Origin of the sequence: Kushneria konosiri (assembly GCF_002155145.1) — a bacterium.
Taxonomy (GTDB): Bacteria; Pseudomonadota; Gammaproteobacteria; order Pseudomonadales; family Halomonadaceae; genus Kushneria; species Kushneria konosiri.
This window is the reverse complement of the sequence record NZ_CP021323.1, coordinates 3,402,631-3,423,504: the sequence shown is the minus strand read 5'-3', so window position 1 is coordinate 3,423,504 and position 20,874 is coordinate 3,402,631. Positions and strand designations below refer to the sequence as shown.

Genomic DNA, 20,874 nt, shown 5'->3' with positions numbered 1-20,874 from the left:
ACGCATCTCGCTTGATTATTTCGTCAGACGTCATGCCGAAATAATCAATACGCGCCACGACAGGGTAATGAATGGTCAATATGAAGACGCTTAAACTTGAACGCATTACCCAGCAGGGCAGTCTATCGGCACAGATTGCCAGGCAGCTGGAAGCCTCGATCGCCAACGGACAGATCGCGGTGGGTGACAAGCTGCCCACGGAGAGCGCGCTGTGCGACATGTTCGGCGTCAGTCGCACCGCTGTGCGTGAGGCGATCGCTCATCTGCGCTCTCTGGGGCTGATTGAAACGAGACGAGGGATCGGCACGCGTGTGATCCAGACGTCTCAGGCGGCCCCGTCGCCGGCCCGACGCATCAGTGCGCACACGGTTGAAGATATCCTGCATGTGCTGGAGCTTCGTCTGACGCTTGAGCCCCGGGCGGCGGCACTGGCGGCCGAGCGCCATGATGATGACGATGTTCAGCGTCTTGAAAGCGCCCACGCCGCGTTCATGGAGGCGGTAAAGCAGGGCAGGCAGGCGCGCCACGAGGATTATCAGTTTCATCATGCCCTGATCGAGGCCACCCACAATCCCTTCTTCATGGCCTTTTACGAACCGCTGAGTCAGGAGGCGATTCCACGCGCACGCCTGGTGGACCACGAACTGAACGTTGAGGCGGCGCGACGCTATCTTGAAATGGTCGCAGGAGAGCATCAGGCGATTCTGGACGCCGTCTTGTCACGCGATCCCGAACGAGCCGAGCAGGCGGTCAGACAGCACTTCTCGCGCGCCAGACAGACCTACAGCGACTACCGATAAAGGACCTGACCGGCCGTCAGGTCTGTGGTTCTCCCAGATGCTGCATCGAGGCGACCAGATCGTTGAAGCGCTCGCCCTGCAAAAGCACGTGCGCTCTCAGCTCGTGCTGAGCGGTGTCGGCGTCGCCGGCCATCAGGGCTGCCACAATGCGTTCATGTTCGCACCATGAACTTTCCAGTCGTTGTCTGGCATGCAGCTGCAGGCGTCGATAGGGTTTGAGCATGGCATGCAGACGTCTGGCTTCCTGGGCCAGAAAGGCGTTGCGGCTGCCCTCATAAATCAGACGGTGAAACTCGCCGTTTTCGTAGTAGTAACCGTTGACGTCGCCCTCCAGCATGCACTGGCGACACGCCGCCTGTGCTGCCTGCAGCGCCGAGAGCATCGCGGCGTTCATGCGCCGCGCGGCCAGTCGCCCGCACATGCCTTCAAGTTCTGCCATCACTTCAAAGCGTTCTACCAGTTCGGTCACACTCAGCCGCGCCACGAAGGTGCCACGCTTGGGGGCCACCTTCACCATGCCGGAGGCGGCCAGCTGGGTCAGTGCCTCGCGGATAGGCGTGCGCGAGCACTCATACTGACGCGCCAGCGCTTCAGGGTCGAGGCGATCTCCCGGCGCATAGTGGCCTTCCACAATGGCGTCCTCGAGCAGATCACGAAGTCGCTGCGCCTGAGGAACACGCCTTCCTGGACTTTCATTCAATAGACTTTCTCCCATATTGACACCCTCGGTCGCGGCGCGGATGGTGGTATACAGATTGTTGTATACAACAGGGCGGTGACATGTATATGAAAAGTAACTTTCCTGTTGATGACAAGCAATATTCATCTTCGGGTGTCGGGATGCCCGTTCAAGTGACCGATGAGGGCTGCCATGAACGTCAACATGAATTTTCTCCAGGAGCTGCTATCGAACATCGAGCGCCGCACCCGGGAGCGGTTTCGTAGCACTGGCGGTGACGATAATGACAAAAGGGCGAGTCTGTCGCAGCTGGCCTCAAGCTGCGAAACGCTTATGCAGCGTGGTGGCGAAGCCTCTCAGATCCTGATTGCCCAGCAGGCGTTGACGCGCTATCGCAGCCTGGAGGATGCCGACCGTCTGGCCTTTTTTGAAATGCTCGCCGAGCACTACGCCGCTGACAGCAACGATATTCACAAGGCATACCAGGACTGGAGCGAGCGCGAGGACAACGCCAATCTTCAAAAGCTTTTTGCCGCGTGCGAGCCGCGTCGCCAGCACCTGCTGCGCCGGCTCAATCTCTGCCCGGGGGGCACCTATGAGCTGGTGTCGATGCGCGCCGATCTGCTGCGTTACATGAAAACCAACCCCGAACTCGCCCCGCTCGATGATGACTTTGCCCATCTGTTTGCGTCCTGGTTCAACCGCGGCTTTTTGATGCTGGAAAGCATCGGCTGGAATACACCGGCAGCGGTGCTTGAAAAGATCATTCGCTATGAAGCCGTACACGCCATTCAGGACTGGTCGGACCTGCGTCGACGGCTCGATCCGGGCGATCGTCGCTGCTATGCCTTCTTCCACCCGGCCACCGGCGATGAGCCGCTGATCTTCGTTGAGGTGGCCCTTTGCAAGGGGATTCCCGACAACATTCAGACCATTTTGAGCGGCGGTGAGGAAGTGGCCCCGGGCGAGGCCGATACGGCCGCGTTTTACAGCATCAGTAACTGCCAGAGCGGTCTCAAGGGCATCTCGTTTGGCAACTTCCTGATCAAGCAGGTGGTGCAGGAGCTCAAGCGTGATCTGCCGGGGCTGGTCAACTTTGTCACCCTTTCGCCGGTGCCAGGCTTTGCCGGCTGGGTGGACCGCCAGCGCAAGGAGGGCGAGCTTCCTGAAGATGATGAGGTCTGCACGGCACTTGATCGCGGCAGCTGGCTCAACGACAAGGCCGAGCGTCAGCGTCTGGCGCCGGAGCTGCGGGGGCTGGCCGCGCATTATCTGCTGGAAGCACGCAACGCACGAGGGCAGCCGCTGGACCCGGTCGCGCGCTTTCATCTGGGCAACGGCGCCAGCCTGCATCGCATCAACTGGCCGGGCGACACATCCGAGAAAGGGTGCCAGCAGGCGCACGGTCTGATGGTCAATTATCTCTACGAGCTGGATCGCATCGAACAGAACCATGAGGCCTTCAGCCGAGAGGGCACCGTGGTCTGCGCCAGCGATATTCGTCGTCAGGCCAGGATCGGGCGCAAGCGGCTCGTCTCACGCGATAACGCCTGAGTCCGAGCCCGTACCGATACGACGACCACGACAAGACGACCATAACAGTTGGCCCCTGCAGGGCAGGGGCAAGGGATCTACAGGCAGGAGTTGTCATGAACCATAACCTTTATCTGCAGTTTTACCCCCATTTCGAGCGCCAGCCCGACAAGGTGCTGATTGATACCCCACAGGGAGGTCAATACCGCTACGCCGATGTACTGGCCTGTTCGCGTCGACTGGCGAGCGTCCTGCGCTCGCTGGGTGTGACGCCGGGCGATCGTGTGGTGGTTCAGGTCGACAAGAGCCCGCAGGCGTTGATGCTGTATCTGGCGGCACTGCAGGTCGGCGCGGCGTGGCTGCCGCTCAATACGGCCTACACCGAGGCCGAGATCGAATATTTCCTGACCGATGCCGAGCCGCGGGTCTATATCTGTCGACCGAATGATCTGGCTCAGGCACAACAGCTTGCCGGCCGCTGCGGTGTGGCCCACGTCGAGAGTCTGGGCGTTGAAAGCGAGGGCAGCCTGATGGAGAGGGCCGATGCAGCCCTTGAAGACACGCAGATTGCTGAGGTGGGCCGGGATGATCTGGCCTCGATTCTGTATACCTCCGGGACCACCGGCCGCTCCAAGGGCGCCATGCTGACCCACGGCAATCTGGCGGCCAACAGTCAGGCGCTGGTCGAGACCTGGCAGTTCTCTGATGCCGATCACCTGCTCCATGCACTGCCGATCTTTCATACCCACGGCCTGTTTGTGGCCTGCAACGTCACGCTGACCGTAGGGGCGTCGATGACGCTGTTGCCGAAACTGGACATCGAGCAACTGCTGGATCTGATGCCGCGTGCGACGGTACTGATGGGCGTGCCCACCTTCTATACGCGACTGTTGGCAAGCCCTCGGCTGGACCGTGAACGTACCGCCAACATGCGGCTTTTCATTTCGGGCTCGGCGCCACTGCTGGCCGACACGCATCGCGAGTTTCATGAGCGTACCGGTCACGCCATTTTAGAACGCTACGGCATGACCGAAACCAACATGAACACCTCCAACCCCTATGACGGCGAGCGCCGGCCCGGAACGGTCGGCATGGCGCTGCCCGGCAGTGAGGTGCGCATCACCGACCGTGATACCGGCAAGCCGCTGCCCGATGGGGAAACCGGGCTGGTCGAGGTGCGCGGTCCGAACGTGTTCAAGGGCTACTGGCGCATGCCGGAAAAGACCCGCGAAGAGTTTCGTGATGACGGTTTTTTCATCACCGGTGATCTGGGGCTGATCGATGACAAGGGCTATCTCAATATCGTCGGGCGCGACAAGGATCTGGTGATCTCCGGCGGCTACAACGTCTACCCCAAAGAGATCGAGCAGTGGATCGACGAGCTGCCCGAGGTCTCCGAGTCCGCCGTCATTGGCGTGACGCATCCGGATCTGGGGGAAGGCGTCACGGCTGCGGTAGTCCTGCGGGAAGGGGCTCAGCTTGATGAGGATCAGGTACTGGCGGCCCTCAAGGACAAGCTGGCCCGCTACAAGCAGCCCGGTCGGGTGTTCTTCATCGATGCGCTGCCGCGCAACGTGATGGGCAAGGTGCAAAAGAACGTGCTGCGCGAGCGCTATGCCGATACCTATCAGGCTTTGGTGAGCGCTCAGCACTAGCCCTGCGGATCATCAAGGCAGAAAGGATCAAGGCAGGAGAAATGACAACAACAATATCCATGATGTCGTTTTCGGCCGCGTTTATTGCCTCCTCTGGGCGAGGCGCGGCCTGATTCAGCGAACACAGACAAAAGCACAAGTACAAGGAGATGGATCATGGTGATTTATGGCGTGGCACTGCTGGCCGGCTGCATGCTGGTCGGTCTGATCATTGGAGATGTGCTGGGGCAGCTGCTGGGTATTAATGCCAACCTGGGCGGCGTGGGGATCGCCATGCTGCTGCTGATTTTCGTGACCGGTTATCTGAAGTCGCACGATCATCTGCCGGAAAGCACCGAAAGTGGCATCAACTTCTGGAACGCGATGTATATCCCGATCGTGGTGGCCATGGCGGCCAGTCAGAACGTGGCGGCTGCCTTCAGTGGCGGCATGGTGGCGATTCTGGCCGGGACCCTGGCGGTGGTGCTGGGGCTTGCGATGGTGCCGCTTTTGACCGGCAAGCGCGTTGAAGACGCCACCCCTCTGGATGCCCGACCGGTTGCTCCGGCACAGGGACGCACGCACTGATCATGTCTTGTCACCGCACCGCTGATGGCCGTTGTACGGCGTCGCGCTGTGGCTTTCGGAGAGCTTCATGAACGATTCCATCATGTCACTGCTGGACAAGTACCACCTGATCGCGGCCTTTGCCGTGATCGGCCTGACCATGTTCGTCTCGCACTGGATGAGCCGACGTCTCACCGCTAATCGGCTGCACGGCTCGGCGATTGCCATTTTGATCGGGCTGGCGCTGGCCTATTTTGGCGGGGTCTACACCGGCGGCAGCCACGGGCTGGCGGATGTGTCGATGTTTACCGGGCTGGGCCTGATGGGCGGTGGGATGCTGCGTGATCTCGCGATCATCGCCACCGCCTATGGGGTACGCTTTAGTGAAATCAAAAAGGCCGGCGTGCGCGGGCTGATTGCGCTCTTTGCCGGGGTGCTGGTGTCCTTTCTGGCTGGCGCCGTGGTGGCCGTGGGCTTTGGCTACACCAGCGCGGTGGACATCACCACCATTGCTGCCGGCGCGGTCACCTATATCGTCGGGCCGGTCACCGGGGCAACGCTGGGCGCCAGCTCCGAGGTCGTGGCGCTCTCGATTGCTGCAGGGCTTGTGAAGTCGATTCTGACCATGATTGCCACGCCCATGGTGGCGCGCATGATCGGGCTGGATAACCCGCGCTCGGCGATGATCTTTGGCGGGCTGATCGGTACCACCAGCGGCGTGGCAGCAGGGCTTGCCGCCACCGATGCACGGCTGGTGCCCTACGGGGCGATGACGGCCACCTTCTATACCGGTCTGGGCATTCTGCTGGCGCCGACGGTGCTGTTTCTGGGCGTGCGGCTGTTTTTCTAGACAACGTGTGCTTGAGACATTATCGCCGCTGACCCGAGAGGGCAGCGGCGATGGTGCTTCAAACACGTCGTTCTTCAAGAAAGTGCGTCACGCTTCAAGCGAACACGTCATTCCTCGAGAAAATAGTCGCTGTCCAGTCGCTTGATTTCAAAACGGTCCACGGTGGAGACACCGACGTTGTGGTCGATCATCAGCCGCGCCAGCTGCGGGCCGTCGATCAGGATGATACGGGTTTCGAGAGCGGTCACGTATTCCTGTGCCTCGCGGGTAAACTGCGAGGTCGTGATGAACACGCCCTTGCGGGCCCGCTTGCCGGAAAGCGCCCCGGAAAACTTCTGAATGTCCGGCCGGCCCACCGGATTGACCCAGCGCTTGGCCTGCAGATAGATGGTCTCAAGGCCCAGCGGATCCTCGTTGATAATGCCATCAATGCCGCCATCGCCGCTTTGCCCGGCCGATTCCCCGCAGCCATAGCCCATGGTCATCAGCACATCGATGACCAGCTGTTCAAAGCGCGCCGGGTGAATCTGCTGCATCCGCTCGATCAGGTCGAATTCGAGATCGGCGCGAATGGCGCGCCACGAGACTTCCATGCTTTCCAGCGGGGTCAGACAGTCCGGAACCTCCTCGAAACTCTCCGACATTTCCAGACTGCGAGGGCGGGGCGCGCTGCTGCCGGTGCGCCGGCGAAACTCGCGAAACGACTCAAAGCCCATCAGATAGGCCATGTCGATATGGCGCACTTCGCGCAGGGTGATATAGCCCTGTGGCGTAATGGCCACCAGCCCGCGTCCGCACGATTCCAGCAGTCCCGCCTTGCGCAGATAGCTGGCCGCCCAGGTCACGCGATTATTGAACAGATACTGCTGGCCGCTGGGGCTGAGCTGGTGGCGCTCCTGCGGACTCAATGCAAAGGCATCGGCCAGTGGCGCGTAGCTGTCGCGCAGACGCAGCGGCTCGCCGTGATCGGCAAGCTGTAAAAGCGGATACATCAGGGCGTGAAAATCGGGAATCGGCATGGGATGGGGCGTGCGGTTCCTTCCAGTCAGAAATGGCATCGGCCGGGTTGGTCTTCCGGCCGATGACGCTATTGTCCTATACCTCCACCTGGCTGCCCAGCTCTACCACACGATTGGACGGCAGGTGGAAAAACTGCATGTTGCTGTGCGCGCTTTTCAGCATGAAGGAGAAGAGCCGTTCGCGCCAGCGCGCCATGCCCACATGCGGCGAGCTGACCAGGGTTTCCCGGGTCAGAAACCAGGTGGTCTTCATCGGCTCGAACGGGAAGGGCGCATCGCCTGTGGCCTGTAGCTGGCTGAAGGCCTGCAGGGCGGCAGGGACGTCATTGGTTTCCATATAGCCAAAGTGGATCACGGCGCGGTGGAAACCATCCTCGAACGCTTCCATATGGACTCGCTCGGAGGCTTCAAGCCAGGGGCGATCACTGCTTTCGACCGTGACGACAATCACGCGCTCATGCAGCACCTGGTTGTGCATCAGGTTGTGCAACAGCGCCCTGGGCAGCACCTCACGACGTCCGGAAAGAAACACGGCCGTCCCGCTGACCCGGTGGGGCGGCTGACGGCGCAGACTGTGAATCAGCGCCTCCAGTGGCAGGTCCGTGCCGACGCGTTTTTCAAGCAGCGCGCGCCCGCGCCACCAGGTGCTCATCAGGGTAAAGAGCACGATGCCGGCCAGCACCGGGAAGGCGCCGCCGTGAAAGAGCTTGGCCAGGTTGGCGCTGAAATAGAGCGTATCGACCAGCACAAACCCGGCCAGCAGGGGCAGGGCGGCCCACAGCGGCCAGCGCCATACCCGAATGATCACCACCGAGAGCAACAGCGAGGTGATCAGCATGGTACCAGTCACGGCAATGCCGTAGGCGGCTGCCAGATGGGTCGAGCTTTTAAAGCCCAGCACCAGCGCCACCACGCCAGCCATCAGCAGCCAGTTCACCGTTGGAATATAGATCTGACCGCGCTCGGCGCTTGAGGTATGAAACACGCGCATGCGCGGAATGAAGCCGAACTGGATGGCCTGATAGGTCATCGAGTAGGCCCCGGTAATCACCGCCTGAGACGCGATGATGGTGGCGATGGTCGCCAGAATCACCATCGGCCAGAGCGCCCAGTCCGGCGCCAGCAGATAAAACGGGTTGTTGATCGCCTCGGGGCGGATCAGTAGCAGCGCCCCCTGGCCAAAGTAGTTCAGCACCAGTGCCGGCAGGACAATCCAGACCCAGGCGCGGGCGATGGGCTTTCGGCCAAAGTGGCCAAGATCGGCGTAGAGCGCCTCTGCCCCGGTAATTGCCAGCACCACCGAGGAGAAAATGATGATGCCGATGCCCGGGTTGCTGCGAAAGACATCGATGGCATGCATGGGATTGACTGCGGCCAGCACCTGCGGCGCCTGAGCAATGCCATAAAGGCCAAGGGCGGCCAGCGAGGCGAACCATAAAAGCGTCAGCGGGCCGAACAGCTTGCCGACCGTGGCGGTGCCGCGTTGTTGAATCACGAACAGCGCGATCAGAATGCCCAGCGCCACCGGCACCACCCAGTGGGCGATGGGTGGATAGGCCACTTCGATCCCCTCGACGGCCGAGAGCACCGAAATGGCCGGTGTAATCATGCTGTCGCCGTAGAGAAGCGCGGCGCCTGCCAGCCCGAGCATCACCAGCGCCAGTTGCAGATGTCGATGTGTCACCCCGCGCCGGGCCAGTGCCGTTAGGGCCATCACCCCGCCTTCCCCCTGGTTATCGGCGCGCAGTACCACCAGCACGTACTTGAGCGTGACCACCCAGATCAGCGACCAGAAAATCAGCGACAGAATGCCCAGCACGCCGCTGTCGTCGGCCTTCAGGCCATAGCCGCCGGTAAAGATCTCCTTGAGGGTATACAACGGACTCGTGCCGATGTCCCCATACACCACGCCAACGGCGGCAATGGTCAGCGTCGTCATGGACGCCTTGTGGGGAGAGGTTGCCGTGTGACCGGAGATGGCAGAAGTCATGGAGAGTGCCCGTATGGCGCCATAGCGCGTGATTGCAGAAAAAAGCACGTACCGAACAGGATGTTCGGCACGACCAACGTCATATTGAAATTGCGCGCTATTGGCCACAACGCCATTGGCGCGGTTTTTACGAAACTTTTACGTCGGCCACATTGGGTGCGTGCGGGCATGGGTGCACACTCAAGGGGTAGGGTGATACAGGGACTGGCGTCATGGATCGATCGGAAAATGTACAGGTACTGGTGGCCGTGCCCGGGCGCATGGACGCCGCGGCGCTGATTCGAACGGCGGCGCAGATTGCCCGCCGTCGCGGGGCAGGCTGGCAGGCCGTGCATGTCGAGACCCCACGCCGGCCGACACCGCCGGCCGTGCTGGAAGCCCTGTCGCATCAGGTGGGTCTGCTCGGCGGCAAGTGGTGCGTGTTGACCGGTGAGCGGGTCAATGACGAGCTGGCCGATTACGCCCGACGCAGTCGCGCCGACTCGCTGATTATCGGCCGCGCGGCCCGGCGCCCGTGGTACTGGCCGCGCGTGAACGTCAGGGACAATGTGCTGAGCTCGGTCGAGACCCTGGACATTGTGGTGGTCGCCGGGACGCCCGCCGCTCGCCGCCGGCCATGGCTGCGCTGGTCGCGGCCCACCCGGCGCGAATGGTACTGGCCGCTGGGCAGCGTCGCGCTGGCGCTGATGATGGCCTGGCTGGTGGCACGGCAGATGGATCTGGCCAATCTGTCGATGATCTTTCTCGGCGCCGTGCTGGTCACGGCCGTTGCTGCCGGTGCCCGGGCCGCCATGCTGGCTGCCTTGCTCTCGGCGCTGGCCTACAACTTCTTTTTTACCAGCCCGCGCTTTAGCCTCGAGATCATCGAGCAGGGCGAGCTTTTAACGGTCGGGCTTTTTCTGCTGGTGGCCCTGATCGGCGGCCAGCTCGGTGGCGCCCTCAGACGCCGCATGACCGCACTGCGAGAGAGTCGCCATCAGGTTCGACAACTGCTCACTACCGCCAGGGCCCTGTCGGCCGCACCGGATCGCGCCCGAATCCGCGAGATCATCGTTTCCACCGTGGCGCACGACTGGTCACTGCCCTGTGCCTTTCTGGAGTGTGAGGGCCCGGCCGTTATCCCGACCGTGAGTGCCGCGCACCCCGGTGATCCGGCACTGGATGCCGCATCGATCGAAGCCGCAACCTGGAGCTATCACCACGCCGAACCCAGCGGGCCGGGGACTGCCATGTTCAATGAGCAGCGCTGGCGGATGGTGCCGCTGGTGGACGCCTCCGGCGTGCTGGGCGTGGTGGCTATGGCCATTGATGAGCGCCGCCCTGGCCGTGAACGGCGTGAGCCGGCGCTGCTGGATACGCTCTTTCGCCTGTTTGGCGCCGCGCTGACCCGCGTGGCGCTGGTAGAGGCACTCAGTGATGCGCGTCTGGCCGAGGGCAACGAGCGCCTGCGTGCGGCGCTGCTCTCTTCGGTGTCTCACGATCTGCGCACGCCACTGGCCTCGATCATCGGCTCTGCCAGTACCCTGCGCGATCTCGATGACAGTCTGAGCCTGGATGACCGCAAGGAACTGCTCGAGGCGGTTCTGGGAGAGAGCGAGCGGCTGGATCGCTACATTCAGAACCTGCTCGACATGACGCGGCTGGGGCATGGCCTGTCGATCAAGCGCGACTGGGTGGCTGCCGGCGATCTGTTCGAGGGGGCCCTGACACGACTGGGCCGGGCGCTTGGTCGGGTGCATGTCGTGCGCGACTGGGGAGACGACCTGCCGCTGTTGCAGGTGCACGCCGCTTTGATCGAACAGGCGCTGGTCAACATTCTTGAAAACGCCATTCGACTCTCACCGGAGCAGGGGCAGATCATCCTGACCGGCCACACCGATGGCGAGCGCATATGCCTGTGCATTCAGGATGAAGGCCCGGGCGTACCCGAGGCGCTGCGCGAGAGTATCTTCGAGCGTTTCTTTACCGGTGAAAAAACGGACGCCGGCCCCCACGGCAGCGGGCTGGGGCTGACCATCTGTCGCAGCATGGTGCGCGCTCACGGTGGGGAGGTGGAAGTGACCGACGGCCCCAACGGGCGCGGTGCCACCTTTATCATCAGCCTGCCCCTGATCGAGGCGCCCGAGGCATTCGAGCATGACGACTGATACCCCCTGCATCCTGATCATTGATGACGAGCGCGAGATTCGCCGGTTTCTGCGCATCAGCCTGGGCTCCCAGGGCTTTGCCATCGTCGAAGCGGCCAGCGGGCGAGAAGGAGTCGAGCAGGCGCGGGAGACCGCTTTCGATCTGATTCTGCTGGATCTGGGGCTGCCCGACATGGACGGCCAGGAGGTGCTCAAATCGCTGCAGTGGCAGGGCCGGGCGCCGGTCATCGTGGTGTCGGTCCGCGAAGGCGAGGAGGAGAAGGTGGCCGCGCTCGATGCCGGTGCCATCGACTACGTCACCAAGCCGTTTGGCATTCGTGAGCTGCTGGCGCGCATTCGGGTCGCGCTGCGTGCGCGTGGCGGGGCGCAGCCGCTGCCGACTCAGCTTCAGGCCGGAGACATCGAGATCGATCTGGTGCAACGCCGGGTCAGCCGGGGTGGTGAAGTGCTACACCTGACCCCACGCGAGTACGCTTTTCTGGCGCGTCTGGCACAGAGCCCGGGGCAGATTGTCACCGGCCGGCAGCTTCTGATCGAACTGTGGGGGCCGGTGTTTGAACACAACACCCACTACCTGCGCATTCTGGTCAGCCGACTGCGTCAGAAGCTAGGCGACGACCCGCGCACGCCCTCACTGATTCAGACCGAAGCAGGCATCGGCTACCGCCTGATGGTAGAGGGTGACCCAGCACCTTGAAAAGACAATGAAAATTCCCCCTGTTCAGGCCGGCCCTGTGCCGTTAGAATGGGCACCGTTGATGCGCAATGCATCACTGCCCGAGTGGCTCAATTGGATAGAGCAACGGCCTTCGAAGCCGTGGGTTGCAGGTTCGAGTCCTGCCTCGGGCGCCACTGACCCTTCCCAAGCATTCCTCCCCAGTCCTTTAAACCCCTGAAAATGCTGCAAAAACAGCGCTTTCAAGGCCTCCCCGTTCCTGTCTGTTCCTACCCAATCCAGCGCCCGAAAGGTATATTGTTTGGTATAACCCCCTTGTTAGAATCTTCTTGGTATACCACTGTGCCGCTTACCATCAGGAAAATAGAGGCCTCCAAGCCATCCGAGAAAACCGTGACGCTATCCGATGGCGACGGTTTGCAGCTCATCGTAAAGCCCAATGGTCGCAAGGCCTGGCGTTTTCGCTATACCCGGCCCGACGACACCAAAAAGCGCAATATGATGAGCTTTGGCAACTATCCCACCGTGACGCTTGCAGAGGCCCGTGAGAAAGCCATAGATGCCCGCCGACTGATCGCCCAGGGTATTGACCCTGCCAAACAGCGTCAGACCGAAAAAGAAGAGCGGGAAAACCCGGATGCCGATCACTTCCGTACGCTGGCCAGAGAGTGGCACAGCGGCAAGGTGCAGCAGTGGAAAGCATCCTCCAATCGGGCCAAGGTGAGCTGGTCGGTAATGGAAAATCACGTTTTCCCGTATGTGGGAGATCGTCCGATCAACGACATTACCCCCATGGAGTGGTTGGAGATCCTTCGAAAGCTGGAAGGGCAGGGCAAGCACGAACAAAAACGCCGCGTGCATTTCTTCTGCCGGGATATTTACCGGCTGGCTGTCGTGACGGGCAGGGCGGCAAATAATCCGCTCAATGATCTGGGCGTGGCGCTCCAGCGCGGTAAAAAGCGCAACATGACCCACGTATCACAGCAGGAGCTGCCCGAACTGGTAGAAGCCATCGAGCGATACCAGGGCAACGTGCTGGTGAAATATGGTCTGAAACTGCTTCTACTGACCGCTGTCAGGCCCGGTGAGTTGAGGCAGGCCTGTTGGCGAGAGTTCGATCTTGAGAAGGCCATATGGCGCGTACCGGGCGAGCGCATGAAGATGGGCAAGGATCACAACGTGCCTTTGCCCACACAGGCGCTGGAAGTGCTTAACGACCTGCACCGCATCACTGGGCACCATACGCTGCTGTTTCCCGGTCGCAACGACATTACCCGGCCCATGTCCAATATGGCTTTTGGGATGGCATTGAAGCGCATGGGATTTGAAGGTGTTCACGTTCCCCATGGCACACGCCACACCATCGCTACCGGCCTTAAGGAAATGGGATATCCGGGGGAGTGGATCGAGATGCAGCTCTCGCACAAGCTGCCGGGCATTCAGGGCGTTTATACCCATGCCGAGCATATGGCACCGGAGCAAAGGCCGGCCATGATGCAAGCTTGGGCAGACAGGCTCGAAAGCTTTGTGATTCGAAAAATCGGGTGAAGCAGGAGAGCGATTGATGAAGGTCGAGAGCGCAGCAAATGTAGAGCATCAGCAGCTCATAGAGATATGGGAGGCCTCAGTTCGGGCGACGCACGATTTTCTGGCTGAGAGTGACCTCATTGAACTGAAGCCGCTTATCCTGAATGAGTATTTCAAGGCCGTCAGCCTGAGCGTGGCCAAGAGCGATGACGATAAAATTCTGGGATTCTGCGGTGTAAGCGATGGCAATATCGAGATGCTTTTCATCGCACCGGAAGCACGCGGCCAAGGTGTCGGAGCGTCACTTGCCCGGCATGTAATAAGCACCCAAGGTGTCACCAAGGTAGACGTCAACGAGCAGAACGAGCAGGCACTGGGTTTCTATAAGCACCTGGGCTTTACGGTGATCGGTCGTTCACCGCTTGATGGTCAAGGCAAGCCCTATCCGCTCCTTCATATGCAGCTATCGCTATAAGCATGCGCCCTGATTTATACAACATTTGTTAATTTTCCATATTGGTTATTTATACAGTATTCTATACAGTAGTTGGTGAGGCGGGACAGGCCCGCTCAGGAAGGCAGAAGCACTGCTTTGCGTTCCGGCAACACACAGGCGAACTACTGGATAAACACCATGCAAGGACTGGGATTGCACTGTGAACGCTGCGGCAGCCGTATGCGTATTCGCACCAGCCGGCGGCTTCACCCGCACTATTCACGCTTTTACCTGGAATGCTCGCACTCTGCGTGTGATTACCGCTGTAGAGGCGATTTTACTGTCCAAACCGTGAACGACAGTGCCAACAGTGAAAACCGGACGACCGGCTAAAATTGGCACTGACAAACGATTTAACCGCGACTGCTGCCGCCGTCGCGGTTTTTTTGTGGCCATGTGCATGCCTCGTTCTGCCGTTTCTACTGTAAAGGCCGGTTTTACAACACGCGCTGCTCGAAGTCCCCACCATCCCTTGGCAAGCTGATCCTGTCCCCGGCGGCACCTGCGCCGCTCGAATCAACTACGACAGGAAACGCCCATGACGGCATCAACACCATCCACCACCAGCGCCTGCCGGCACGTCGAGCGCATCCAGTTGGGCAACCGCCTGCTGCGCCGTCGTGAGGTGGAGCTCAAGACCGGCAAGAGCCGTTCATCGATCTACAAGGGTGTTAGCGACGGCACCTTCCCGGCGCCCGTGCCGATTGGCGACAACAGCGTCGCCTGGCTGGAAGAAGAGATCGACGGCTGGATCGCCGAACGACTGGCCCAGCGCAACAATGCCCTGAACACTACTGCCCGACCGGAGGCCCGCGCATGAAACGCTTCACCATGAAAATCGGCAATCAGAGCATCGACTTTACCGAAGCGGATATGGAGTCGATGGATTCGGCCCTCACCGGCGCCGTCAACCTGCCGGGCCGCGAGATCGTGCGCGGCGGCAGTGAGCGCTTTGTGTCCGTCATGCAGCACAAGGAAGGCAACGCCCCCGGCCATCACGCCGAACACCCCGCGAACCGTCATCTGCTGACCGATCTGCACCGGGGCCCCAGCATCGAGACCGATTGCTAGGCCGCGCCACCGCCTGACCCTCTGAACTGATCAATATTCACCGCTGCCCGGTAGTCACCGGGTGGGGTTGGGGAGATTTTGTGCCCATGACACGCGAAAAAACCGAGACACGACGGGCTGCCGGGCACTTTTTTCGAGATCCGGCACCGGCCACCGCTACAAAATTGTCCCGGCATGGCTTGCCACGTCCTGGCCGGTCTGATTATGATGAAAGGGTCGCAGCAAAATCTGCGACCGGGTTTGGCGACCCGTTTAGAAGCAGGCGCAGTAGCGCCCATAAACTCATTGCAGGCGCTTTTTTTGTGCCCGTAATGCGTCGTTATGGCGGGCTGCGCGGGGAGACCTTTGGGTCTGCCGGATTCCTGTTTCTCCGGTTCGCCAACCCTGTGCAGTCCGTCACCCAACTGTTTGGCGACAGTGGTGACGGTTCCTCGAATGAAACAGGAGCCAGTCCCATGGCACATCACGCCCTCAGTGCGTCCGCACGTCTTGAAAATCCCGCTCAATCTGAAATCCCCGCTTCCCAGAAAGCCATCGCCCTGATCGGCTCACGCCTGATCGAGCTGCGCGTTAACCGCCGTTCCGAGCAGTTTGCCGAACTGGTCGGCATGGCCCGCATGGCCCACACGCTGGGCGCCATTTCTGCTACCGATTACACCGACCTGCTCTCTGATCTGAATGACCTGATCGGTGAGGGGGTGGCCCGTGGCTGAGCAATACGTCCCGCTGACCGCTCATCCGACCCAAAAGCGCCCGGCGCTGTTGATCGATCGCCACGCCAGCTTTGAAGAGCTGCACGACTGCGCCGGTCTGCGCCTGTCGGCAGCCCGCGACATGCTGTTTACCGTCACCACCCTGGGCGGTGAGAGCAAGGGCGGTGCCATCGATGGCCGCGACCTGTCCAGCATCGCCCACGCCGCCTATCTGCTGCTCAACGACGCTGACGACCTGATGAATATCGCGGGCCGTGCGCACAGCCGGGAGGTGTCCCATGGCTGAGCATGAGACCTTTGCCAAGATCCGCCGCGTCAGCGCGGTGGCCCTTGAATACGCCGAGCTGCTGCTCTCCGAATGGTTGCCCGAAGGCAAGCGACAGGGCAGCGAATGGCAGGCCCGCAATACCGTTCGGGGGGATCGTCACGCCGGTTCCTTTGGCGTGTCGCTGTCTAGCGGCAAGTGGAACGACTTTGCCGACAGTGACGCCCGGGGCAGTGATCTGGTGTCCCTTCTCAGTTACCTGCGCGGCTGCCGACAGGTCGATGCCGCCATGGAGATCGATGCCCGGCTGGGGCTCGGTGTGTTCCGGCCTGCCCGCAGCGGTATGCCTGTGCATTCCTCGCCGGTGCTGGACGCCGCTGCCATTGAGGCGTTCGACACCCGCCAGAAGGCCATGGAGCAGGAGCAGGCCCGCAACCGTGAGGCCGCCGCAGAACGTGCCCGGCGCTACTGGGACAGCGCCCGACCGGCCAATAAGCACCACCCGTACCTGATCGCCAAAAAGCTGTCGGTCTATAACCTGCGCCAGTCCGGTCGTGGCTGGCTGATGGTGCCGCTGTACGCCGAGGGCGAGCTGGTCAATCTGCAATGGATCATGCCCAACGGGCGCAAGCGCTTTCTGAAAGGCGGTCGCGTGACCGGCGCCTACTCGCTGATCGGGGATCTGATCCCCGGCGGGCGTCTGTTCGTCTGCGAGGGCTGGGCCACCGGCGCCACCCTGCACCGGCTGACCGGCGATCCCGTGGCCTGCGCCATGAACGCCGGCAATCTGGAAGCCGTGGCGCTCTATATGAAAAGGGCGCTCAACGGTTCGCTGGAACTGGTGATCGCCGGTGACGACGACCGTCAGACAGAGGGCAACCCCGGCAGGAAGATGGCCAACGACGCCGCGGTCGCCGCCGGCGCACTGGTGCTCTACCCCAAGTGGCCGGAGGGCGCCCCCGAGAACGCTACCGACTTCAACGACCTGTATTGCTGGCACCGGCAGCGCATCGACGGTGAACGCCGCCGCGACCGACAGCAGGCCGGCCAGTCACCAGAGGAGCACCGCAAACCCCACGCTCGCCAGAAGAAAGGCACCGGCAAGGCCGGAGGCACTGGCCAGACAGGGGGTGCCCAATGAGCAACCACGAACCGCACCTCTCACTGGTGGGCAACCCCAATGTGCCCGAGCGTGAAGGCATCCAGCGCCCCGGCTTTGCCACCTATGACGGCCCGGTGAATATCGACGGTCGGCTCTATCGTGCCGGCACCTGGTATCACGGCATCAAGCAGACGTCCCCCGATGAACCCGGGCAGCCGTTCGATCTGTGGATCTGCTCGCCGCTGTATATCGAGGCCGAGACCATCGACAGCGACGACGGCAGCATCGGGCGGCTGGTGCGCTTCTATCACCGGGGCCGGGAACTGGAATATGTCATTCCCATGGAGGCGCTGGCCGGCAAGGGCGATGACGTCTTGAAGCCGCTGATGCGTCAGGGGCTGATCGTCGATTATCACCACCGCAAGTACATTCCGGCGTTCGTGGCCAGCCACCACACCCCAGATGTGGTGCTGGAGACCACCACCCGGCCCGGCTGGCATGAGCGCAGCGGCGCCTTCGTGCTGCCCGAGCGGATCATCGGCAGCACCCGGGTACGCTTCCAGAGTTCGGGGCGCGAGGCGAAAATCTTCGATACCCGGGGCAGTCTGGCAGCATGGCAGCAAGAGGTGGCCACGCCATGCCTGGGCAACCCGGTGCTGATCCTGTCGGTCTGCTGCGCACTCGCTGGCCCACTGTTGAAAAAGGTGGGCGTCAACGGCGGCGGCATTCATCTGGTGGGAGATTCATCGAGCGGCAAATCACTGGCGCAGGACGTGGCCGCGACGATCTGGGGACCACCGGATCGCTTCAAGGTGTCGTGGGACATGTCCGGCGGCGGGGTCGAGATCGAGGCGTCATCGCGCAATGACACCGTGATGATCAACGACGAGATGAGCCGGGCCAGCCCCAAACAGATACAAGGCCACGCCTACGCGATTGCCAACGGCACCGGCAAGGGCACCATGACACGCGAGCGTGAAGGCCGGCCCAAAAACTACTGGCGTCTGCTGGCCCTTTCCAGCGGCGAGCGCTCGCTCTCCGATCACGCGGCAATGGGGGGTAGCACGGCCCACGCCGGCGCCGAACTGCGCATGGTGGACATCAACGCCGGCACAAGAAAATACCGCGCCTTTGACGACGTGCACGGCATGGACGGCGAAACCTTCCACCGCATCCTGACCGGGGCGGTCTCTCGCCACTACGGCCACGCCGGCCCGGCACTGGTGGAACACCTGATCGAGGAAGACGTGGCCAACGGCCTGCCGTGGCGCTTTGGCGAGATCAGAAAGCGCTTCAACGTCACCAGCTCGCAGGCCGGACGTGTGGCGGATCGCTTTGCGGTCATGGCGCTGGCCGGGGAACTGGCCAGTGAATGGGAGATCCTGCCGTGGCCACCGGAAACGGCCATCCATGCCTGCCGGCTGTTGTTCATGGAGTGGCTGGCCACCATCGGCGACGGGAACGCCGAAGACCGGCAGATACTGACCGCGCTGGCCGACTTCATCGCCCTGCACGGCGATAGCCGCTTCTCCGATGTGAATGCCCAGATGGCCGCCCATGTCTCGCACCGGGCCGGTTTCTATGAGATCGACAACGGGCGAAGGCTCTATCTGTTCAACCGCGCCGCACTGGTCGAGGCCGTCGAGGGCTACAGCCGCGACCGCATCCTTCGCACCCTGGGCACGCATGACGTGCTGGCCCGGATGGATGAAGGGCGTAAACAGAAGAACTACCGCCTGCCCGGCGGCGGCAGTGCCCGCTTCTTTGTCATCGACCCCGACAAACTGGAGCCCATGGGCGGCGCCCAGTGAACCGGCTCACCTTTACCCCCGCAAACCGGGGCGGCCCTTGGGTCGTCCCCTCATCCACCACATGGAGACACCCCATGACTGCTGCCAACGCCCAGACCACGACCAAAGCCACCACACAGGAAGGAGCTGCCCCCATGACCAGCCATATGACCCGACATGAACAGACCCGAAATGAGTACCTGAGCCAACGCGAGATGCTGACCGACCTGCAACAGCGCGTCGAGCGCTTCAGCAAGGGCGCAGCAGCGGCCTGGGAAGAAGCCGATAGCAACGATCGCCGCTGGCGCGATCTGCTGCGCGAGAGCAACGGTGAGCTGATCAAGGAGATTCGGCAAATCAAACGCTCGGTCAGTGAAAGCCGCGAGACCGCCGAAGAGCTGGAATCCATGGCCGGCGAATTGCAGGCGCCGCTGATCGAGCAGCACATCGCCGTGATCGACGCCCGCCGTCAGTATGAGGGTGCGCAGCAGCAAGCTTGGGGGCTAGAGGTCGAGCAGGCCTTCGAGAAGGCCACCGCCGCGCTGCTGGATCTGCCCGAAGGGCGGCATCTGCTGTCGCTGCTGCCGGAGGTCAAGCGCAAGACCGATCATGATGTGATGAGTGAGCCGAACAATCAGGAGCATGGTCCCGCTGATCACCGCGCCCGGGTTGAGCAGGAGCTGGCAAAGCGCTTCCAGCAGAAGCTGGCCGAACGTCTGATGGGGCTGACCCGCCGGATCGATCCGGAGCAGGAGACGCCAGCAGCACCGGAAAGCCTGACCGTGCTGCGTGTCGTGCCACTACTGGCCTGCGAGCAGCAATACAACGGCCCAAAAAACAGCATTCAGCAGCGGGCGCGGGAGCTGGAATCGCAGCGTCAGCAGACCCACTGAAAACGAGTCATGCCAACAGGGGCTGCCTTCGGGCGGCCCTTTTGCGTTTTGGCAGGGGACACCCAAACCCATTCGCTCGCCAGAGGAAAGGATCGGCAAAACCAGCGGTAAGGATGGCCAGACGATCCTCATTGGCGGTCGGAACCGTGAGGAAGGATTGCTACAGGAACCTGAATCGAGTGGCAACAGTGGCAACAAGGCAACACATCGCTGGAAGCCGCGCCACAGGCGGGCTGACGTGTTGCCAGTAAATCACTAAAGAGTGGCAACAACTGGCAACACCACACCATATAGGGGCGTTTCATCCTCATTCTGTTGCCAGTGACTTTTTGACTGGCAACAGTGTTGCCGCTCTGGAACCCGCATGGTTGAGCCTTGTTGCCACTGTTGCCAGTGTTGCCACCCAAAAATCACAGGTGTGAAAACGTATCAGGGGAATGGGAATCAGTCTCAACAAAAGAGGGGCCAGAATCGACTGGATAGGGGCGTGATCATTTCATTCTGGCGAGCGAGGTTTATCACGGTCTGACTGGAGAACATTGATATGGATGGGTTAACGTTATGAGCCTTGTCACCCCTTTCCTGAACCAAGAGAAAAGACATGCTGAAAGGTATTCTGATCTGCTGTGGCTTTCTGATCGCACAGCTTGCACTGCTTCACTATGTAGATCATCGCCAGACCAACAGCCGCACACAGGTTGAGTACACGCAGACAAATACCCCTCAAGCAAACCTTCGCAACCGGGAAGGGCAGTTGACCCGCCGTGAGGATGAAGACAGCGACGATAAAGCCGTCTGATAATGATCATTGATACAAAAAAGCCCCGCCATGTGCGGGGCTTTTTGTATGGTGGCCACGACCCAAACCCCTTTCGCTTGCCAGAGGAAAGGATCGCCAAAACGGCGGTGATGATAGCCAGACGACCCTCATCGAGCGCTGGAACGGTGAGGAAGGTTTTCACAGGAACCTGAAAACGACCGGGAACAGCGGGAACAGTGGGAACACCTCGCTGGAAGCCGCGCCACAGGCGGGCTCGCTTGTTCCCGGTAAGACACTAAAAAGTGGGAACAAACGGGAACACCTACCCATATAGGGGGTTTTTTGCCCGTTTCTGTTCCCAC

21 protein-coding genes and 1 tRNA gene are annotated in these 20,874 nt (G+C 61.3%); 19 read left to right on the top strand and 3 right to left on the bottom strand.

All coding sequences use genetic code 11. The features are described 5' to 3' along the window. Positions 1 to 80 precede the first annotated feature (80 nt). On the top strand, positions 81 to 800 hold the full coding sequence (locus B9G99_RS15885; protein WP_227875849.1) for a FadR/GntR family transcriptional regulator: 720 nt from the start codon (positions 81 to 83) through the stop codon (positions 798 to 800). A gap of 16 nt (positions 801 to 816) precedes the next feature. Here B9G99_RS15885 and B9G99_RS15880 read toward each other — a convergent pair whose 3' ends face one another. Beyond that, the gene (locus B9G99_RS15880) at positions 817 to 1,515 is read right to left on the bottom strand and encodes a GntR family transcriptional regulator (RefSeq protein ID WP_086623526.1); all 699 of its coding nucleotides are present in this window, start codon (positions 1,513 to 1,515) and stop codon (positions 817 to 819) included. A 168-nt stretch (positions 1,516 to 1,683) separates the two neighbouring features. On the opposite strand from B9G99_RS15880, the gene B9G99_RS15875 reads away from it, so the two are divergent. The 4 genes from B9G99_RS15875 (at position 1,684) to madM (ending at position 6,063) form a co-directional block, all read left to right on the top strand. After that, entirely contained in the window at positions 1,684 to 3,033 is a 1,350-nt protein-coding gene (locus B9G99_RS15875; RefSeq protein ID WP_086623525.1) for a malonyl-CoA decarboxylase, read from the top strand. Positions 3,034 to 3,128: 95 nt separating this feature from the next. Continuing rightward, complete coding sequence (locus B9G99_RS15870) at positions 3,129 to 4,667, top strand: malonate--CoA ligase (RefSeq protein WP_086623047.1); 1,539 nt, start codon at positions 3,129 to 3,131, stop codon at positions 4,665 to 4,667. Between the two features lie 156 nt (positions 4,668 to 4,823). Continuing rightward, entirely contained in the window at positions 4,824 to 5,234 is a 411-nt protein-coding gene (gene madL / locus B9G99_RS15865; RefSeq protein WP_086623046.1) for a malonate transporter subunit MadL, read from the top strand. A 67-nt stretch (positions 5,235 to 5,301) separates the two neighbouring features. Beyond that, positions 5,302 to 6,063: a malonate transporter subunit MadM gene (gene madM / locus B9G99_RS15860; RefSeq protein WP_086623524.1), complete on the top strand. Its 762-nt coding sequence runs from the start codon at positions 5,302 to 5,304 to the stop codon at positions 6,061 to 6,063. A gap of 107 nt (positions 6,064 to 6,170) precedes the next feature. Here madM and B9G99_RS15855 read toward each other — a convergent pair whose 3' ends face one another. Next, positions 6,171 to 7,082: a restriction endonuclease gene (locus tag B9G99_RS15855; protein ID WP_086623045.1), complete on the bottom strand. Its 912-nt coding sequence runs from the start codon at positions 7,080 to 7,082 to the stop codon at positions 6,171 to 6,173. Between the two features lie 76 nt (positions 7,083 to 7,158). Then, positions 7,159 to 9,072: a potassium transporter Kup gene (locus B9G99_RS15850; protein ID WP_086623044.1), complete on the bottom strand. Its 1,914-nt coding sequence runs from the start codon at positions 9,070 to 9,072 to the stop codon at positions 7,159 to 7,161. A 212-nt stretch (positions 9,073 to 9,284) separates the two neighbouring features. Between B9G99_RS15850 and B9G99_RS15845 the strand changes: the two genes are divergently transcribed. The 14 genes from B9G99_RS15845 (at position 9,285) to B9G99_RS15780 (ending at position 20,551) form a co-directional block, all read left to right on the top strand. After that, positions 9,285 to 11,219, top strand: coding sequence for an ATP-binding protein (locus tag B9G99_RS15845; protein ID WP_086623043.1), 1,935 nt, complete (start codon positions 9,285 to 9,287; stop codon positions 11,217 to 11,219). Further along, positions 11,209 to 11,916: a response regulator gene (locus B9G99_RS15840; protein ID WP_086623042.1), complete on the top strand. Its 708-nt coding sequence runs from the start codon at positions 11,209 to 11,211 to the stop codon at positions 11,914 to 11,916. Before B9G99_RS15845 ends, B9G99_RS15840 begins: the two co-directional genes overlap by 11 nt. Positions 11,917 to 11,994: 78 nt before the next feature. Continuing rightward, positions 11,995 to 12,071, top strand: a tRNA-Arg gene (locus B9G99_RS15835). A gap of 46 nt (positions 12,072 to 12,117) precedes the next feature. Then, complete coding sequence (locus B9G99_RS15830; RefSeq protein ID WP_086623041.1) at positions 12,118 to 13,443, top strand: tyrosine-type recombinase/integrase; 1,326 nt, start codon at positions 12,118 to 12,120, stop codon at positions 13,441 to 13,443. 16 nt (positions 13,444 to 13,459) lie between these two features. Further along, entirely contained in the window at positions 13,460 to 13,897 is a 438-nt protein-coding gene (locus B9G99_RS15825) for an acetyltransferase (RefSeq protein WP_086623040.1), read from the top strand. Between the two features lie 159 nt (positions 13,898 to 14,056). Further along, complete coding sequence (locus B9G99_RS17320) at positions 14,057 to 14,251, top strand: ogr/Delta-like zinc finger family protein (RefSeq protein WP_086623039.1); 195 nt, start codon at positions 14,057 to 14,059, stop codon at positions 14,249 to 14,251. A 205-nt stretch (positions 14,252 to 14,456) separates the two neighbouring features. Further along, the gene (locus tag B9G99_RS15815) at positions 14,457 to 14,738 is read left to right on the top strand and encodes a helix-turn-helix transcriptional regulator (protein ID WP_086623038.1); all 282 of its coding nucleotides are present in this window, start codon (positions 14,457 to 14,459) and stop codon (positions 14,736 to 14,738) included. Beyond that, positions 14,735 to 14,989, top strand: coding sequence for a hypothetical protein (locus tag B9G99_RS15810; RefSeq protein ID WP_086623037.1), 255 nt, complete (start codon positions 14,735 to 14,737; stop codon positions 14,987 to 14,989). Before B9G99_RS15815 ends, B9G99_RS15810 begins: the two co-directional genes overlap by 4 nt. Before the next feature lie 455 nt (positions 14,990 to 15,444). After that, positions 15,445 to 15,702 (top strand): hypothetical protein, encoded by a 258-nt coding sequence (locus B9G99_RS16800; protein WP_148663969.1) that lies wholly within the window; start codon positions 15,445 to 15,447, stop codon positions 15,700 to 15,702. Further along, complete coding sequence (locus B9G99_RS15800; RefSeq protein ID WP_086623035.1) at positions 15,695 to 15,988, top strand: hypothetical protein; 294 nt, start codon at positions 15,695 to 15,697, stop codon at positions 15,986 to 15,988. The genes B9G99_RS16800 and B9G99_RS15800 overlap by 8 nt, the downstream gene beginning before the upstream one ends. Then, positions 15,981 to 17,108, top strand: a complete 1,128-nt coding sequence (locus B9G99_RS15795; RefSeq protein WP_086623034.1) for a toprim domain-containing protein — start codon at positions 15,981 to 15,983, stop codon at positions 17,106 to 17,108. Before B9G99_RS15800 ends, B9G99_RS15795 begins: the two co-directional genes overlap by 8 nt. Continuing rightward, on the top strand, positions 17,105 to 18,880 hold the full coding sequence (locus tag B9G99_RS15790) for a DUF927 domain-containing protein (RefSeq protein WP_086623033.1): 1,776 nt from the start codon (positions 17,105 to 17,107) through the stop codon (positions 18,878 to 18,880). Before B9G99_RS15795 ends, B9G99_RS15790 begins: the two co-directional genes overlap by 4 nt. Positions 18,881 to 18,954: 74 nt before the next feature. Continuing rightward, positions 18,955 to 19,752, top strand: a complete 798-nt coding sequence (locus tag B9G99_RS15785) for a hypothetical protein (RefSeq protein WP_086623032.1) — start codon at positions 18,955 to 18,957, stop codon at positions 19,750 to 19,752. 601 nt (positions 19,753 to 20,353) lie between these two features. Beyond that, on the top strand, positions 20,354 to 20,551 hold the full coding sequence (locus B9G99_RS15780) for a hypothetical protein (RefSeq protein WP_086623031.1): 198 nt from the start codon (positions 20,354 to 20,356) through the stop codon (positions 20,549 to 20,551). Positions 20,552 to 20,874: the final 323 nt, after the last annotated feature.